The following is an 18,887-nucleotide window of genomic DNA, read 5'->3' as shown; positions in this document are numbered from 1 at the left end:
TCCAGGGAGGAACGCATGGCTGACGGCGAGTTCTACGTCGACACCGACGGGCTGCGCAACCAGCTGCCGTACGTACAGCAACTGGCGGCGCGGTTCCGGGACATCGGCAAGGGCCTGGAGGGGCGCCTTTCCGAGCTGGGCGACTGCTGGGGCGACGACGCCACCGGGAAGCAGTTCTACGAGCAGTACGCCACGCCCCACAAACAGATCATCGACAGCACCGGGCAGATGGGCCAGCTGGTCGACAGCATGCACGACGGCATCCGCACGATGGCCGTCAATCTCGAACGCATGGAGGACCAGAACGTCGAGGCGACCCGGCGGCTGCACACCGCCGCCGAGGTCCAGCCCACCGAGACACGGGTGAAGAACACCAAGTCATGAGCATCGAACTGCCCCCGGAACTGGGCTGGGTCGCCAAGCTGGCCGTCGGACAGGACTGGCCCAAGGGTGACGAGGACAAACTGCGCAGCCTGGGCGCGGCGTGGGACGACGCCGCGCGCCAGCTCACCGCCATCAGCCGGGAGATCGACCCGGCGACCAGCGGTGTGCTGCACAGTGTCGGCGGCCAGGTCGCCGACGAGTTCACCGCCTTCACCCAGCAGTTGAAGTCCAACATCCCCGACATGGCCGATGCGGCGGGGCAGTTGGGCGAGCTGGGCCGGAACACGGGGTTGCAGGTCGAGTACGCCAAGTACATGATCATCGCCCAGCTGGTGTGGCTGGCGGTCGAGATCGCCGAACTCGCCTTCTGGGCGCCGGAGGCGATCCCGGCCCTGGTCACCGGTGTGCGGATGATCGTCAAGATGCTGCTGAAGCGGCTGCTGATCTCGATCGCCACCGGTGTCGGGTTCATGGTGGGCATGGACGCGGTGATCCAGGGGATCCAGTTCCTCAAGGGCGACCGCACCAAGTGGGACACCGCCGCCACGCTCCAGGCCCTGGAGGGCGGCGCGATCGGCGGTGCGATCGGCGGGCTCTTCTCCGGGGCGGGCTCGGCCTTCGCGCCGAAGTTCGCGTCCTCGCTGCTCGGCAAGGGCATCATCGGCGGTGCGTCCAGCATCGTCACCACCGAGGTGATGTCCGAGATCTTCGGCGGCGAGAACGACATGGGGTCCGCGCTGACCTCGGGCATCATCGGCGCGATGGGCGGCGGCGGGGGCAAGCGGCGGTTCGGCGGCGGCGAGCACACCGAGGTCCACACGCCCGACATCCATCTGCCGTCCGAGCCCGACCTCCACCTGCCGAAGCTGTCCCTCGACGGCGACGGCCCGCATCTGCCCGGCGCGGAGGACTTCGACACCAAGGGGCTGGGGTCGGGGCGGGGGGAGAAGGGCGCGGGCACCGGCAGCGGCATCGGTTCCGTCAAGTCGCTGGACACGGGTGGTAGTCGTACCGGCGAGAAGAGCGGCGACACCGGCGACAGTACGTCGCACGCCGCCCCGCACAGCACGGTCACCGAGTCCGAGGGCCCGGTCACCGGCGCCGCCCAGAAGACGACACCGCACATCGCCACGGAGTCCACCGGGTCCACCCGGACCACCGAGACCAACCGGACCGCCGAGTCCCACCTGTCCACCGAGACCAACCGGACCACGGAGACCGACCTGTCCACCGAGTCCGACCGGACCGCCGAGTCCGACCGGACCGCCGAGTCCACCGGGTCCACCCGGTCGACCGGCACCACCACGTCCATCGGCACCACCACGTCCACCGGCCCCACCCGGCAGACCAGCTCCACCACATCCGCCGACCCCACCGGCGCCCCCACGTCCCACCGCTCCCCCACGACGGACTACGGCCGGGACGAGGTCGCCCCCCGGGCACCCCGCGCCCAGTCGCCCACCGGCGAGAACCAGGCCCCGACGGCCGGCGGCCAGAACGGGTCTCCCACGGACGGCGGCCAGCACCAGACCCCGACCATCGGCGGGCACAACCAGTCACCGACGACCTCCGAGCCGCACCAGTCCCCCACGATCACCGAGTCCCATCAGTCCCCGACGACCATCGAGTCCCATCAGCCCCCCACGACCACCGAATCCCGCCAGTCCCCCACCATCACCGAGTCCCACCCGTCCCCGACGACCGAGCACACGCCCGTCTTCCCGGACGTCCCCCGGCACGAGCCCGGTACGACGCCGCACGTGGACACCGAGTCCACGGCCCCCGACGCGCATGTCACCGAGCAGCTGCACCAGCTGAACTCCGTCACCGTGCCCACCCATGACCCGAACCCGCTCCACCAGGCGCCGACACCCCCGACGGCCCGGCCCGTCGCGCCCGACGCCGGGATACGGCAGCGCGTGTCGGACCTGGACCGGGCCGCGCGGGCCGCCGGGATGTCCGAGGCGGACCGCTCGGCGTACACCCGTGCCGTGGAGCAGGCCGCCGCGTCCGGCGACTGGCAGCGCGCCGGGGAGCACCTGTCGGACTTCCGGACCCATGTCGAGACGCGTACCACCCAGCAGCGCTACGACGCGTTCCACGCGCACGCGCAGGGCGGCTTCGACCGGCTGACCGACTTCACCGGGTCCAGGCAGGAGTGGCAGAGCAGGGTCGACGCGGTCGAACAGGCCCACCGCTCCGGGGACTCCGAGCTGCTGGACAGCAGGCTCAACGAGTACTCGTCGTACGTCGAGAACCATGTCCCCGCCGAGTCGCTGACCGGGAACGACACCCCGCGCCCCTTCCACCAGGACGTGGAGGACCTGCGGCAGCGCCTCGCCCTGACCACCGACCAGCCCACCGCCGACCGGCTGCGCGAACAGCTGGACTCGACCCGCCAGGACGCCGAACTGCACGACCGGCTGGTCCAGTTGCGGCCCACCTCGGACCCCGAGACCACCGCGCTGTACGACCGCCTCGACAGCGCCCGCACCCCGGACGAGGCGAACCAGGCCCTGCACGACCTGGAACAGCACCGCGAGGACCAGCAGCTCCAGCAGCGTCTCGATCACCTGAAATCGGACGAGCCGACGCCCGACCGGCCCCCGACACCGGGCAGCGAAGCCGATCTCCGCCGGCGGCTCGACGCCCTCAACGACGGCGCGGACGAGCACGAACGCGAGCTGCGCGAGCAGGTGGACCGCGCGGCCACCGAGCAGGAGGCCGAGCGGGCCCTGCGCGACCTGCACGAGTACCGCACGGATCAGCAGCTCCAACAGCGCATGGACCGGCTGAAGTCCGACACCCCCGACCGCCCCTCCGAGCGCGAACTGCGCGAACGCCTCGACGCCCTGCACGACGGCGAGGACGACCCCCGCGCCGCCGAGCTGCGCCGCCGCGCCCAGGACGCGGCGACCGAGCCCGAGGCGAGGGCGGCCTTCGACAAGCTCGACCAGCATCTGCGCCAACGCGAGCTGGACCGCCAGGACCAGGTACGCGAACTCGGCGACCGACTGGAGCAGTTGCGGGAGCAGCACACCGAGCAGCTGCTCGGTGTGCGCGACGGCGCGCCCGAGGAGACGTCCCGTCAGATCGAGGACATCCGCACGGAGTTGTCCTCCCACCTGACGTACGACGAACGCACCAGCACCCTCCGGCAGGAGCTGACCCGTCCGGCCGTCGCCCCCGAGTCCCCCGGCCACCTCGACCGCATCACCACCGGGACCGAAGAGCACTCGAAGACCGCCGACGAGACCACGCCCGCGTCCGGCGACGGCGACGCTCTCAAGGTCCCCGCGGATCACACCCCGAGCACCGACTCCGACGGTTCCGCCGATTCCACGAATTCCACCGGTTCCACCGCCCACCGGACGAATCCGGCCCCCGCGCCGCAGCAGCCCGTTCCTCAACCCCATCAGCAGCCTCACGAGCAGCCCCAGCACCAGCCGCAGGAGGACCAGCAGCTCCAGGCGCGCAGGGATCAGCCGCAGGAGGACCCGAACCACCCCTCCCGGCAGCCCGTCCCCGGCACCGAGGGCCTGGACGACCTGCGCCGGCTGGCCGGCACCAACGGCCCCTCGGGGCCGCCGCCCCGGATGCGGCTCGACCGCACCCCGCGCTATGTGGTGCGGTCCGGCTTCGACCAGCGGCGCTTCACGGTGGGCGACACGTCGTACACCGATCTCACCGTACGGGTGGCGCTGCGGGACGACGGTTCGGGCGCGCATGACGTCGACGACACCTGGAGCCGGGCGCAGGAGGGCGTGCAGCGGTACTTCAACGACCCCCGGTACACGCTGCCAGGCGGCGACCGCCTGCATGTCACCCTGGAGCGCGTCGGCCCGGACGAAAAGCCGCATCTGACCGTCGACCTGGTGGGCGCGGGCCACGACATGGACCAGCGCAACTGGGCGCCGGGTGCCCGGCCGGTCGAGTACGCGCACGAGATCTCCCACCAGCTGGGGCTGCGCGACGAGTACGCCGACGAGACCGCGCCGCAGCGCCCGCACATCCTCGGCAGCCTGCCGGGCGACGTCCACCGGGACCCGGAGCACGAGGGGCTCCCGCACGGCGGGCTGCGCGACCGCCACCTCAAGCTTCTCGGTGCCCTGACGACGGGCCATGACGACCTGCTCGCCCAGCAGGGCGGGGGCCGCCACCCCCGGCACGAGGACACCGGGGATGGTTCGGCCTGGCAGCAGGCGCGGGCCGAGGCGCCGGCGGTTCCCCGGGAGCACGCCTGGGTGGATCCGGTGTCCGACCCGACCCGGCAGCCCGAGCCCAAGCCGGGCGAGGTCGACGCGCACACCGCGCGGGAGACGTACGGCATGCCGGAGAAGAACTTCAAGGGGTTCCGGCAGATCGCCCGCGAGAAGAACCTCGTCATCGACGTCCGCCCCACCAACCCGACCGCACCGAAGTGGCTCGAAGCCGGAGCCATGGCCAAACCGCAGGACATCAAGGCGAAGACCATCAACGAGGCCGACGTCCACCTCGGCGCCGACCCGAAGACCATCGGACTCGTCGGGTACTTCAAGCCCAGGACCCCCGACCGGGCCACCGTCCCGGAGGGGGACTGGGACAAGGTCCTGTCCCGCTACAACCAGCGCTCCACCGAATACCGCGAACTGAACGCCAAGATGGCGGTGTACGAGGCGGAGCACAAGTTCGCCGTCAAGGACGGCGTGGTCTACGGCGTCGACGACGAGGGCAAGCAGCGGCCCATCACCGGCGACCACGACCTGTTCGACATCTCCACCCCGGGCGGCACCCGCGTCCCGCATCCCCAGCACGACGAACTCATCAAGGAGATGCAGGCCAAGGACATCGCCGTGATGCACGGCGCCCATATGTTCTGGGACCCGCCCTCCCCCTTCAGCAAGACCGTCTTCGACAAGATCGTGGGATCGCACGAGGGCCCGGGCGGCGAGCCGCTGCTGCGTTTCCGGCCGGAGAACAAGCACGCCGAGCTCACCTGGACCAAGCCGCTCAAGGACGGTGAGGTCAACTCGTACACCGCGCGGCACACTTACGGCATCCCGGAGAAGAACTTCAAGGGGTTCCGGCAGATCGCCCGCGAGAAGAACCTCGTCATCGACGTCCGCCCCACCAACTCCACGGCACCGAAGTGGCTGGACGCCGGGGCCATGGCCAAACCGCAGGACATCAAGGCGAAGACGATCAGCGAGGCGGACATCCACCTCGGCGCCGACCCCAAGAACATCGGGCTCGTCGGCTACTTCAAGCCCACGATGCCGGAGAAGAGCGCCGTTCCGGAGAAGGACTGGGACAAGGTCCTCTCCCGTTACAACCAGCGCTCCGTCGAATACCGCGAACTCGCGGCGAAAATGGAGCTGTTGGCGAAGAAGAACAAGTTCGTGGTGGTCGACGGCGTGGTGCACGGTGTCGGTGAGGACGGTGCGCGGCTGCCCATCACCGGGGACCACGACCTGTTCGACATCTCCACCCCGGGCGGCACCCGGATCCCGCCGGAGGAGCACGATGCGCTGATCAAGGAGATGCAGGCCAAGGACATCGCCGTGATGCACGGCGCGCACATGTTCTGGGACCCGCCCTCCCCCTTCAGCAAGACCGTCTTCGACAAGATCGTCGGCTCCCATCACGGCCCGGACGGCGAGCCGCTGCTCCGCTTCCGCCCCGGCCACGAGAACGCCGAACTCACCTGGACGGAGAAGCCGCAGGAGCAGCCCAAGCCCGAGGAGCCACCGAAGTCCGAGGAGCAGACAAAGACCGAGGAGTCGCCGAAGCCCGAAGACCAGACCAAGACCGAAGAGCCACCCAAGCCCGAAGACCAGACCAAGACCGAAGAGCCACCCAAGCCCGAAGACCAGACCAAGACCGAAGAGCCACCCAAGCCCGAAGACCAGACCAAGACCGAAGAGCCACCCAAGCCCGAAGACCAGACCAAGACCGAAGAGCCACCCAAGCCCGAGGAAGCGCCGAAGCCCGAGGAGAAGCAGCCGGACACCGTCCTGGACGGGCGGCACATCCAGGGACTCGCCGGGAAGAAGATCACCGAGGACCCGGGCCCGAACGCCGTGCGCACCCGCGTGGAGACCCTGCTCGGCGGCCACTCCGGGGACACCTCCGTCACCCAGCGCCTGGACGCGGCTCTCGATCCCGCCAACTTCCGCAAGCAGCACGGGCAGATGGTCAACGGCGGCTGGCGCTTCGCCATGCACGTGGACGGCAAGCCGTACGAGGTCGAGGTGAAGGCGACCGCCTCCGCCTGGCGGCTGGATCCGACGAAGGACGCGGCGAAGGACAACGACGGGGACGGCTTCGACGTGCCCGTGGAGTCGACGCACGAGAGCGCCCCGCGCAAGACGGAGATGACCTCCTCCGAGGCGGGTCTGGAATTCGGGCCGACCATCATCCGGCCCGTCAACCCCCAGCTGTCCGCCCTGATCACGCCGTCCGGCAAGCTGGGCGGCGCCACGCACGGGCGCGAGACCACGGTCAAGTCCTCCGCGCAGACGGCGAACCAGTTCGCCTTCACCGGCAAGACCGACAGCTACACCTCCGACTTCACCTACCAGGTGACGGTCACGGACCACGAGGGCACCCGGCTGACCGCCCCCGGCGCGGACGGCGAGATCAAGGGTCAGGTGCGTGCCGACGTGCCCCGGCCACTGGAGCTGGACAAGGACCGGCCGCGCGCCTGGCAGGGCTGGGACGCCAAGCAGGCCAAGAGCGGCGCCGACCGGCCCGCCTCCGGGCATCCGGTGTCCATCACCGGCCTCGACACGGCCCGTGACGCCGTCTACAGGGCGCTGCCGCGCGAGGCACGCCCCGACGGCACCGCGCACCAGGACATCGAGGACTTCCTCCAGCCCTCGAACGTCATCAACGAGTTCGAGCACGCCTCGGGTCCCGGCCTGCTGTCGAAGCCGCTGACGCTGAGCGACGGCGGCAAGGCCCATCTGCTGCTGACGGTGGAACCGGACGACTCCCGGGCCCTGCACACCGTGGACGACAAGGCGACGCTGGGCTCGAAGTCGACGGGCGAGCACGGTCAGAGCCGTACCGAGAACAGCTCCTGGTCCCTGGGGCTCAGCGGCGGCGCCACCGGAGAGGTGTGGAAGGCCACGGACGGCAGCAAGGAGACCACCTGGCTGACCGGCACGGCCGGCTACACCGGCTCCAGCAACCTCGCCCACGGCGCCAAGGGCAAGAACAGCATCGGCACCGAGTCCAGCCGTGAACACACCGGCAAGGCCGACCTGGTCGCCACGAACGTACGGCTGCGGGTCCAGCTCATCCGGCACCACTTCGCGCCGGGGCCCGACGGCCTGCACTCCACCAGCACCGCGAAGATCGGCGACCACACCCCGCCGCCGTCCGTGAAGCAGCCGGCGCCCGCCCCGGGCGACGTCGTCCTCACCATCGATCCGCAGAACGGCGAGGTGCTGCGCGCCGTCCCGCACGAGCTGCCGCAGGTCACCACCGGTGATCATCCGCAGCTGGAGCCGGCCCGGCTCACCGATCCGGTCGCCGCCCCGCGCACCACGATCCTCGACGTCCCCGGCTCGACCGAGCTGGAGAACCACATCGTGCGGGAGATGCACCGGGACCATCCCGGTGTGCTGCCGCCCCCGGAGGCGATCCGCCCCGGCACCGGCGCCGTGGACCATCCCCGGGTCACGCCCGAGGCATGGGACAACCTGCGCGCGCTGCGGCAGCAGCTCGCGCCCTCCCGGCTGCGCGGCGGCGGCTCCAAGCTGCTGGACGGCACCTACCGGTTCACTCTCAAGGGCCCCCATCTGCCCGGGCGTTCGGGCACCACGCACGAGATCCTCATCAAGGCCGAGCCCGGCAAGGGCGACCACCTGGGCTCGGGGAAGTCGACGACGAAGGCCGTGAACACCCGGACCACCGGGGCCGACAAGTCCGTCACCCGCAGCACCAAGCACGTCGTCAACCTCGCCGGAAACGTGCGCAGTTCACTCGACCACCCGGACGTCACCCGGGGCTTCACCATCGGCAGCCTCGACATCACCGCCCACAACCCCTCCCACGGGCTCACCATGGGCACCGAGACCGAGGTGAAACGGCAGTTCTCCCTGGAGGCGGACACCGACACCTACGGCCACCCGGTGACGTACCACGTCATGGTCGGCGTGGAGGATCCCAAGCAGCCGACCACGCATCTGTCCACGATCGCGCCGTCCCCGCACATGCAGCACATCACGCAGGTGCGGCCCGACGGCCACCTCACGGTCGAGGTCGCGCGCAGCCCGGAGGGGACCGCCGAGAACCCGCCGCCGCGCACCATCCCCAAGGTGGAGGTGCTGCCGCAGCGGCACGCGATCCGCCATGTCACCGCCCCCGACGACTTCCGGGACACCGCGCAGCAGTCGCTGACCAGCGCCTTCCAGAAGAAGAGCGCGGCATCGGCGCTCGCCCGTGTGCCCGAGCTGAAGGACGCCCTGGACGGGCTCACCGACGAGGACCATCTGCGGTCCCTGGTCTCCGCCTCGCACGGCGGCTGGGCCAACAGCGGTGACGAGCAGGTCGGTTCGGGCCGCAACCGCGACACCGTCGGGCTGTCGACGCGTACCAGGCTGAGCAATCTCCACTTCCGCGAGACGCTGCCGGGCGAGGGCAAGCTGGAGATCGAGACCAAGTCCAGCGTGTCCACGCAGGTCGCCGACAAGAACACCCGGGCGTTCAAGGCCGGCGTGGGCTTCGACGCCGGCCGCTTCCCGTCCAAGGACAGCCCCGACGCCGCCCTCCAGGTGCGCGGCGGCTTCAAGGGCAAGGGCGGCGCCGGGCAGAACAGCGGCGAGAACATCAAGCAGAAGATGACGACCTCGCGCAAGGCCGCCTACAAGGGCACCTGGCACGTGTACGAGGCCGACGCGGACGTCACCGTCCAGGGCCGGGTCACCGACGCCAAGGGGAACACCACCCTCGGTGACCCGCAGCACAGCAAGCACCGGGTGCTGGTGCTGCTCTCCGACGACGACGTACGACGGCTCGGCGAGGACGCCTCGAAGGCGCCGGACACCACCGGGACCCGCCAGGCCCCGCTGCTCGCCAAGGGGTTGCTGGGCGGCGCCACCGCCGAGATCCCCCGCTCCGACGAGATCCTCGGCGAGATCGACCGGCAGATCCGCGGCCTCGACAAGGCCTCCGACGTGCCCGAGAGCGCGCTGCCGTTCGCCGACACCTTCTCGCCGGAGAACCTGTCGGCCAACTACGAGGACCTGGTGGGCCGGGGCATCCTCGACTACCACGTGCAGGAGTCCCGCACCCAGCGGGTGATCACCGAGGTCCTGGTGCGGGGCGTCCCGCGGGACGAGTGGGCCGACGAGGGCGACCACTCCACCGGGGACACCACCCGCAAGGTCGGCCTCAGCGAGACCGTCAAGGGCAGCGCGGGGCACAACTGGTCGCTGGGCGCCGACGGCAACTTCCGTATCTCCTACGCCCCGGTGGTCAAGCCCAAGCCCGGCGAGAGCGCCGCCGCCGTCAAGGCCGAGGAGAACAAGTTCGGCCTCGGCAGCGTGGCGTGGGCGCCGTCCGGGGGCGCCGAGGGCAGCCGGACCAAGAGCGCCGAAACCGGGGTCACCACCAAGGTCGAGCACAAGACGTCGAAGTTCGGCGACACCGTGCGGTTCGGCAACCGTATGCGCTTCGAGGTCACCGTGACCCGGCGCACCGAGTACGGCCGCTTCGTCAACCTCGTCAAGCCGCGCCCCGTGGAGCCGACTTGGCGAGTCCACGTCGACGTGCCCAAGTCCCTGACGGAGACCGCCGAACAGGCGGCCGCCCACCGGCAGGAACAGCAGAAGCAGCAGCCGCCGAAGGCGCAGCAGCAAATCCTGGACGGCGGCGGCACGGTCGAGATGCGGCCCCTCGTCCCCAAGGCGGACCGGGACCGCTGGCAGGCGTCGCTGGACTCCGCCCACGACCTGGTGGGCTTCGACAACCACGCCGGGCTGTACGACCGGGCGCAGACGGTGCTCACCACGCCCCGGCCCTGGGGCGACGGCGTGCTGGGCAAGACGGGTGCGGCCCTCTCCTGGGGGCTGGGCTCCGCCGCGACCACGATCGGTCACTGGGCGGGGGCGATGACGCCCGAGGCGGCGACCAAACTGATCGGCTCCTTCGTGTCCGATCCCCGTCTCGACGCCGATCATCCTCTGGTCAGTGAGCAACGCCTGCCGCTGGAACAGCAGTTCTCGCTGCGCCGGGCGCTGGGCTCGGGCACCCTGCCCACGGTCTTCCACCAGCTGAAGGACCCCGCGAACGGCTACCGCACGGTGCCGCTCGGCAGCGACGGCAGGACCGGTGTGGAGGTCCGGCTGGAGCCGACCGGGGACGCGGTGGAGATCTCCACCCGGGACAACGGCAGCGACGAGATCACCGTCGCCACCGAGCACGAGTCGGCCGCGACCGCGAGCAACGGCCTCAACGCGAGCCTGACGCCGCTGGCCGTGCCCGTGACCACCAAGAATCCGAGCGTCGTCGTCCCGCTGCCCACCAACGCCCTGAAGCTGGACCGCGACCAGACCTTCGAGAGCGGCTCGCCGGTGACCCGCGCCCCGGGCGTCCCGACCCGCACCCTCGCGCCCCCGGTCCTGCCGCACGGCAAGACCGCCACCGAGCCGGGCAAGGCCACGCTCAAGGGCGCCCAGGTGCTGATGCGCCAGCCGGTGCGGCTGAGCACGCAGAAGTACGACGAGAACGGCACGTACGGGAACACCGCGCACACGGACGGGCACGTCTACTACTGGACGGCGAAGAAGACCGAGGACGCGACCACGACGACGTCCACGTCCACGTCTACATCCACATCCACGGACACCACCGCTGTCAAGGACAGCTCCACGTCCAAGGACAGCACGGCGACCACGGACGCGACCACGACCACCGACACCAAGCCGGTGAAGGCGCCCGAGGAGACCCAGCAGCAGGACACGACGCACCAGCCGGCCGAGACGCAGAATCCGGTCGAGACGCAGGAGCCGGTCGAGAGCCAGAAGCTCGTCGACACGGACAAGCCGGCCGAGTCGCACGAGTCCATCAAGCCCGCCCAGGAGAAGTCCGAGGACCCCAGGTCCACCGAGGAGACGGCCCAGACCGTCAAGCCCTCCCCGCCGGAAGACCACACCCAGCAGGACCACACCCAGCAGAAGAACGACCACCAGGACCACGACCAGCAGGAGCACACTCAGGAGGAGCACACCCAGCAGGAGCACACCCAGGAGGAGCACACCCAGCTGGACCACACGGCCGAGGACCACACCGCCGACGACCACACCGCCGAAGCCCCGCCCCAGCCCCGCGTCCCCGTCCCCGGTGACGGCCGCTGCCTGCTGTACTCCGTGCTCGCGAGCACCCCGCCCGAGCACTGGCCGAGCGCCCTGCACGGCGGTACGGCCGACCAGGCGCGCGCCCAGCACGGGGCCGTCGTGCACCAGATCCGCACCCAGCGGGGCCCCGTCGGCGCCGACACCGCGCTGGGCCGGGCCGCCCGCAACCTGCACCAGATGGTGCTGGACCGGGTGCGGAACTCCCGTCCGCAGGATCTGCCCTTCGACGTCACGGAGTTGTACCGCCGCAGCCAGGAGAACCGGCTGCGGCAGACTCTCCGGACCGAGTCCTACGAGCAGTTGCAGCAGCGGCTGCACGACGCCGGTGTGGACCACGTCACCTCGCCCGACTGGCTCAGCCCGCGGGCGCTGCGCACCCTCTATGTCGGCGCGCGGGCCCAGGAGTTCACGGCCCCTCCCCATCAACTCTCCGCGCAGGAAGCCGCCGACCGCGCGGCGGCCGAGGTGCCCGAGACCACGGACGCGCAGGGCCGCTGGCAGCTGGGCGACACCGCCCTCGCCCCGCATGCCCAGTTCGCGTACCTCGCCACCCACTCCGAGCCGCTGAGCCTGGACTACGTCGACGACCACGGCCGTCTGGTCGGCGCCGTCGTGGACACCGCGCTGCACCAGCCGCTCACCCCGGCCGAACACCGGGCGCTGATCCGGGCCGTGCAGAACTGGGTGCCGGGCAACGACGCGTGGAACACCGACGAGGGCGAGATGTTCCCCGGCCTCGTCGCGCACACCCTCGGCATCCGGCTGCGTACGTTCCAGGCGACCGGCGACGGCACGGCCCATCTGCGCACGGTGGGTCCGCAGGGCGGCGACCGCACGGTCGACGTGTACTACAACGGCCGTAACCACTACGACGCCAGCCGCACCCCGGACCACCCCTCCGGCCAGAGCACCACCACCGCACCGCCGAAGGCCAAGCCGCCGTTCTCCGACGAGGCCGCGCCGAAGGCACCGAAGGCCCCCGCCACCACCGCGCACACCACCACCGCCTCCACGGCCACCCCGCACACGGCTACCGCGCACACGGCCAGTACGTCGACCGCCCCGCGCCGCCCCCTCGACCGCACCCCCCGCTTCGTCGTCCGCTCCGCCTTCGACGCCCGCGCGTTCCGCGTCGGCGACACCAAGGTCACCGATCTGACCGTGCGGGTCGCCTTCCGGGACGGCTCGGGACACGACCCGGGCACCGCCTGGCAGCGGCTCCGGCAGGGCGCCGAGGAGTTCTACAACCGCCCCGACCACCGCCTCCCCGACGGCAGCCTGCTGCATGTGACGGTGGAGCGCGTGCCCGTGGACGCCGACCCCCACCTGGTGGTCGACCTCGCGGGCCACGACCGCCCGATGGACCAGCGCACCTGGTGGCCGGACGCCGAACCCGTCGCCTACGCCCATGAGTTGGGCCACCAGCTCGGGCTGCGCGACGAGTACCGCGAGGACGACGAGGGCTCGGGCCGGGCGCAGGTGGCGGGCAGTCTGCTCGGCGACTTCCACCGGCCCGCGCCGGACGGCCTCGCCCAGGGCGGGCTGCGCGGCCGCCACCTCCAGCTGCTCGGGGCGCTCGTCGGCGACGTACCCGAGTCCGTCCCCCGCGCCGGCGGGGAGCCGCCGCACACGGTCCCCTCGGACACGGTCCCGTCGGAGCAGGATCCCCGCTGGCAGCAGGCCCGTACGGACGCCGAGCCGGTGACCAGGCGCCATGTCTGGGTCGACCCGGTGACCGATCCCCGGCGCGACTTCGCCGAGGAGGAGCACACCTCCCAGGACCCGCGCATGCCGCGGTCCGAGAGTTACGGGGAGCGCGGCGACGAGGAGGAGACGGACTGGTCGGAGATCCTCCAGGAGTACACGCAGGAACGCCGGAGCGAGTACGCGTGGCTGGACGGGCTGTACGGCGACACGCTCGACCAGGATTCGTACGACCGCGCCCATGACGCCCTGCTCACCCTCCAGTCGATGGATCTGGCGCACCCGGTGCCGGACGCGGAGCACCGGCCGCATCTGGAGCTGCTGGCCGAACAGGTGCTGCATCTGGACGGGGCGCCGAGCGCGGACGACTACCGGTACCTGCTGGCCCTCACCGCGCACGCCGGGCCCGAGTCGACGCGGGACGCCGCCGCGCTCGGCGCGCACTTCCTGGCCACCGAGCACGGCGCGCTCGACAATCACACCGCGCTGGTCGACTCCTTCGGACATGTCACGGGCCGCGACTGGACGGGGGCGCGGGCGGTGCCGCCGGACCTGACGAGCTACACGGTGTCCGGGCCGGGCGGGGAGTCCGCCGAGCACGCGGCGCCCTGGCGGGAGCCGTACGTGGTGACCGCTCTGGGCACGCCAGGGGACGGGCTGTCCTTGCAGATGGGCGGCCGGACGATCCAGGTGTCCGGTCCGGCGGAGTTCGCCGAACTCGTCGCCCGCGACCCGCTGCGCGGCCCGGACCAGGACATCCTGCTGCTGGTCTCGCACGCGCAGGACCAGGGCCTCGCGCAGCTGGTGGCGGACCGGGCCGGTACGGCGGTGTGGTCGACCGGCGCCGAGGTGCGCCCCACTCTCGACTGGCGCACCGGCACCGAACGCCTCGACCTGAGCGGCGGGGACGGCGGCTGGTCGCTGCATCTGGGCAGTGCGCGCGGGCCGCTTGACCTGTTCGACGCCCCTCCCCCGGAGCACGACCCGGGCAGCCCCGACTACGCGGCCAAGCTGCTCCCGCACCCGGGTGATCACGGCTCGCCCCTGACCCCGGAGAACCTGCTGGACCGGCTGGGCGCCCACCCGCTGACGACCAGCGACTACGAAGTGATCGGAGCCGGACCCGGCACGACGCTGTTCGAGGAGCCGACCGGCATGCGGCAGACCGGCTTCGACTACGGCCCGGCCGACACCGGTGACGTGCCCCGGCTGATCGTGCCGACGCAGGGCCACCAGCAGACCCTGGTGAGCCAGCATCCGCCGCTCCATGTGTCCGGTGACCTCTCGCTGGCACACCGTCAAGGCGGTTACGGCCAGCAGGTGTTCGCCTCCCCGAAGGCGATCGAATCGGCCAACCACCAACTGGCCCTCGCGGGCAGCCTGGTGCGGCTGAAGGCCGACACGGTCAGGCTGCGGGTCGGTGACGGCCAGGGCGGTCACCGCGAACTGCTGCGTGTCACCCCGCAGTTCCTCACCCGGTCCGGGAAGTCGGAGGAGGAGATCTGCCGGGACTTCGCCCAGATGGTCTCGGGCAATGTCGCCGCCTCGCACGTGGTCTTCCGGGGTCCGGACGGCACCGGGCTCGCCAAGGCGCCGATCAACGCGCTGGGCCGTACCGAGGTCACCGGCATCCACCATCTCGCCGAGTCCCTCACCCTGGTCGCCGACGGTGAGCGGTCCGAGGCGCTGGATCCCTCGTGGGCGGCCCGGCAGGTGGGCCGGGACGACCGGTTCATCGCCGAGAGCGACGGCCCCGCCCCGGGCAAGTCCTATGGCAGCGCCCTGAGTTACGACCCGCTGGACAATCCGCGCCGTGACGTGCTGTCGGCCGCCGCGCGCGAGATCGGCATCAACGAGCACGCCTGGGCGAAGATCGGCGAGGCGTATCTCGTGCACTCGATCAACGCCGTCGACGAGAACGGCGTGCCGAGCCTGGCGCACAACTACGCCAAGCCGAGCGAGCCGGACCACAGCCACTTCGGCTACCACTTCGCCGCCGTCGTGCTCGCCAGTGAGGACGGCAAGCACCAGATCACACTGGAGAACTTCGCCCGCCGCGCCCATGTGGCCGCCATCGTGAAGTCGGCCGTGGCCCGGAACCTCCGGCACGCCACCCCGGACGGCGTCCACAAGCTGCACGAGGCCATCGGCGACGAGCTGGACAGCGCGCGCACGGGCGCGGCGGACGAGGCGCAGGTCAAGCGGCTGGAACGCCATCTGGCCCTCGCGGACGCCCTCGGCAGGGCGGTGGACGCGCGGGAGGCCCGCGACGCGATCCCCCAGCACGGCCCGGGGCGCGCCGACGCCGACGCCGCGTACGAGAAGGCGGTCAAGGTGGCCGAGGCGCGGATGAAGCAGGCGTCCGAGCTGACCAAGGGCAGCGACCTGTGGCACTTCCGGATGTTCTCCCAGCGGCCCGGCGAGTCCATGCACGAGGTCAGCGCGGACCTGCTGACCTCCGCCCCCTCGGCCGAGGCCAACCCGCTGACCTCCGTCATCGTGCACGGCCACCGGCTGCCGCAGGTGGACATCGGGTTCCGCGAGGGCTCCCGGCAGATCAGCCGGGACGAGGGCCGCAAGCTCAACTACGTGGCCGAACTGGCGACCCGCGCCGGGCTGTGGAACCACCACAACGGTCTGCCGCTGCCCCGGATCACCGTGACCGGGCGCGGCAACGCCCGCCGACCCACGCTCGGCGGGGTCCTGCCCGAGGCCGCGCGGCAGCGGGCCGAGGCCGTGCACGGGGAGCTGCGGGACCGGCTCGACCGGTATCTCATCAACTACCAGCACGGCATCGCGCAGCGGCGGCTGACCGCGGCCGACTTCCCGGTCGCGGTCTCCACCGAGCACCCCACGCCGGGCGGCGACCGGGAGCAGGGCCGCCGTACGACGGTCGCGGTGCACGACCCCCGGCCGCGGGACACCACCGCCGACCCCACCACGGCCCCACCCTCGCCCTCGTCCTCGTCCGAGGCGGCACCCCGGGCGCCCCGGGCCCCCCGGACGGAGCACCGGCCCACCGAGCAGCCGCAGCCGGCCCCGGTACGGCCGCACCGGCCGGCGGAGCAGCCGTCGGCCCAGCCGCACCACCCGGCCACGGCGCCCGCACCGGCACCGGCAACCACCCCGGCGGCCCCGCCCCCGTCGTCGTACCGCAGTGAACGCCTCACCATCGGCGGGGTGGAGTTCGCGGACGGCTCGGTGGAGCTGTCGGGAGCGCGGCGGGAGACGGTGCACCGGCTGGCCGCCGAGGTGGCCTGGGCCGCGGTGGCGAACACGCGTGCGGGTTTCCCGCCGCCCCGGGTCGTGGTCGTCGGCCACGCCAACGGGATGCGCGGCGGTCTCCCCCACTTCGGGGAGGCGCTGCGGCGCGGGCAGGCGCGCGCGGACGGGGTGGCGGAGGTGTTCCGCTCGGCGCTCGCCACGCACCTGGCGCGGCTCCAGGCCGACGGGGACGCCGTCACGCTCCTGGCGGACATCGAGGTCACCACCCGTTCCGAGGGCAACGCACCGCCGCTCGGCGCCCCCTCGGACCCGGACGCGACGGCCGCGCGCCGGCAGGCGTTCGTCGTGGTCGAGCTGCCCCGGCCGGGGGGAGGTGACGCACGGTGAGCGCGCCCGTTCCGCGCCACGACGCGCCCCGCCGGGGCCGGTTCGGGCGGTGTGCGGCCGGGCAGAATGCCGCAGCGCACATGACCTTCACGGCCACAAGGCCGATACTGAGGTGCAAGGCTCCGACCACCTATCCGGTCCCACCCGGCCTGAGCAGGGCGAACGCCGGTCAGGGACCACCTGCTGAGCTTTCTGGGAGACGGGCATGAAGATGTTGATCAACGTGCCGGAGACCGTCGTGGCGGACGCGCTGCGCGGGATGGCCGCCGCGCATCCGGATCTGACGGTGGACGTGGAGAACCGGGTGATCGTCCGCCGGGACGCCCCGGTGCACGGACAGGTCGCCCTGGTCTCCGGTGGCGGGTCGGGGCACGAGCCGCTGCACGGCGGGTTCGTCGGTCCCGGCATGCTCTCCGCCGCCTGTCCGGGTGAGGTGTTCACCTCGCCGGTGCCCGACCAGATGGTGCGCGCGGCGGCGGCCGTGGACAGCGGCGCCGGGGTGCTGTTCGTGGTGAAGAACTACACCGGTGACGTGCTCAACTTCGACATGGCGGCGGAGCTGGCCGAGGACGAGGGCATACAGGTCGCCAAGGTGCTGGTGAACGATGACGTGGCGGTCACCGACAGCCTCTTCACGGCGGGCCGGCGCGGCACCGGGGCGACGCTGTTCGTGGAGAAGATCGCGGGCGCGGCGGCGGCCGAGGGCCGGCCGCTGGAGCAGGTGGAGGCGATGGCCCGCCGGGTCAACGAGAGCTCCCGCAGCTTCGGCGTGGCGCTGAGCGCCGTCACCACTCCGGCGAAGGGCAGCCCCACCTTCGATCTGCCGGACGGCGAACTGGAGTTGGGCATCGGCATCCACGGGGAGCCGGGCCGGGAGCGGCGGCCGATGATGACCTCCGGGGAGATCGCGGACTTCGCGGTGCACGCGATCCTGGAGGACATGTCCCCGCACAACCCGGTGCTCCTACTGGTCAACGGCATGGGCGCCACGCCGCTGCTGGAGCTGTACGGCTTCAACGCCGAGGTGCAGCGGGTACTGGCCGAGCGCGGGGTCGCCGTGGTGCGCACCCTGGTCGGCAACTACGTCACTTCCCTGGACATGGCGGGCGCCTCGGTGACGCTGTGCCAGGTCGACGAGGAGATGCTCGGGTTGTGGGACGCGCCGGTGCGCACCCCGGCATTGCGCTGGGGGATGTGATACGGCGGTACACGTCTCAACGCCCTTAACTATGCTGGGAGGTCCAGTGCTCGACGCCGACTTCTTCCGCCGTTGGATGACGGCGACCGCAGCGTCCGTCGACCGCGAGGCGGAACGGCTCACCGCCCTCGACGCGGCCATCGGGGACGCCGATCACGGCAGCAACATGCGGCGCGGGTTCACGGCCGTGCAGGCGGAGCTGGACAAGGAGACGCCGGGTACCCCGGGTGCCGTGCTGATGCTCGCCGGGCGCCTGCTGATCTCGACGGTCGGCGGCGCCTCGGGGCCGCTGTACGGCACGTTGCTGCGCCGCACCGGCAAGGCGCTCGGGGAGGCCCCGGAGGTCACCGAGGAGCAGTTCGCCGAGGCGCTGCGGACGGGGGTGCAGGGGGTGATGAAGCTCGGCGGGGCGGCCGCGGGCGACAAGACCATGGTCGATGCCCTGCTGCCGGCCGTGGACGCGCTCGGCGACGGTTTCGCCGCCGCCCGCGCCGCCGCCGAGCAGGGCGCGGAGGCGACCGTCCCGCTGCTGGCCCACAAGGGCCGGGCGAGTTATCTGGGCGAGCGCAGCGTCGGGCACCAGGATCCGGGTGCGACGTCGTCGGCGCTGCTGATGGCCGCGCTGGCCGAGACCGCGGAGGGCTGAC

The 18,887-nt window shown here is 71.8% G+C and carries 4 protein-coding genes; all 4 read left to right on the top strand.

Annotation, left to right across the window (positions count from 1 at the left end; genetic code table 11):
* Positions 1 to 15: 15 nt before the first annotated feature.
* The gene (locus tag QHG49_RS31450) at positions 16 to 384 is read left to right on the top strand and encodes a WXG100 family type VII secretion target (RefSeq protein ID WP_145489529.1); all 369 of its coding nucleotides are present in this window, start codon (positions 16 to 18) and stop codon (positions 382 to 384) included.
* A complete protein-coding gene (locus QHG49_RS31445; protein WP_301492191.1) occupies positions 381 to 17,042 on the top strand; it encodes a hypothetical protein in 16,662 nt (5,553 codons plus the stop codon). Before QHG49_RS31450 ends, QHG49_RS31445 begins: the two co-directional genes overlap by 4 nt.
* A 205-nt stretch (positions 17,043 to 17,247) precedes the next feature.
* Positions 17,248 to 18,240: a dihydroxyacetone kinase subunit DhaK gene (dhaK, locus tag QHG49_RS31440; RefSeq protein ID WP_145489525.1), complete on the top strand. Its 993-nt coding sequence runs from the start codon at positions 17,248 to 17,250 to the stop codon at positions 18,238 to 18,240.
* A gap of 46 nt (positions 18,241 to 18,286) precedes the next feature.
* Entirely contained in the window at positions 18,287 to 18,886 is a 600-nt protein-coding gene (gene dhaL, locus QHG49_RS31435; protein WP_145489523.1) for a dihydroxyacetone kinase subunit DhaL, read from the top strand.
* The last annotated feature ends 1 nt before the right edge of the window (position 18,887 follow it).

This window comes from Streptomyces sp. WP-1 (assembly GCF_030450125.1).
Taxonomy (GTDB): domain Bacteria; phylum Actinomycetota; class Actinomycetes; order Streptomycetales; family Streptomycetaceae; genus Streptomyces; species Streptomyces incarnatus.
The sequence above is the reverse complement of the archived record's forward strand: the minus strand, read 5'-3'. Positions and strand labels throughout refer to the sequence as shown.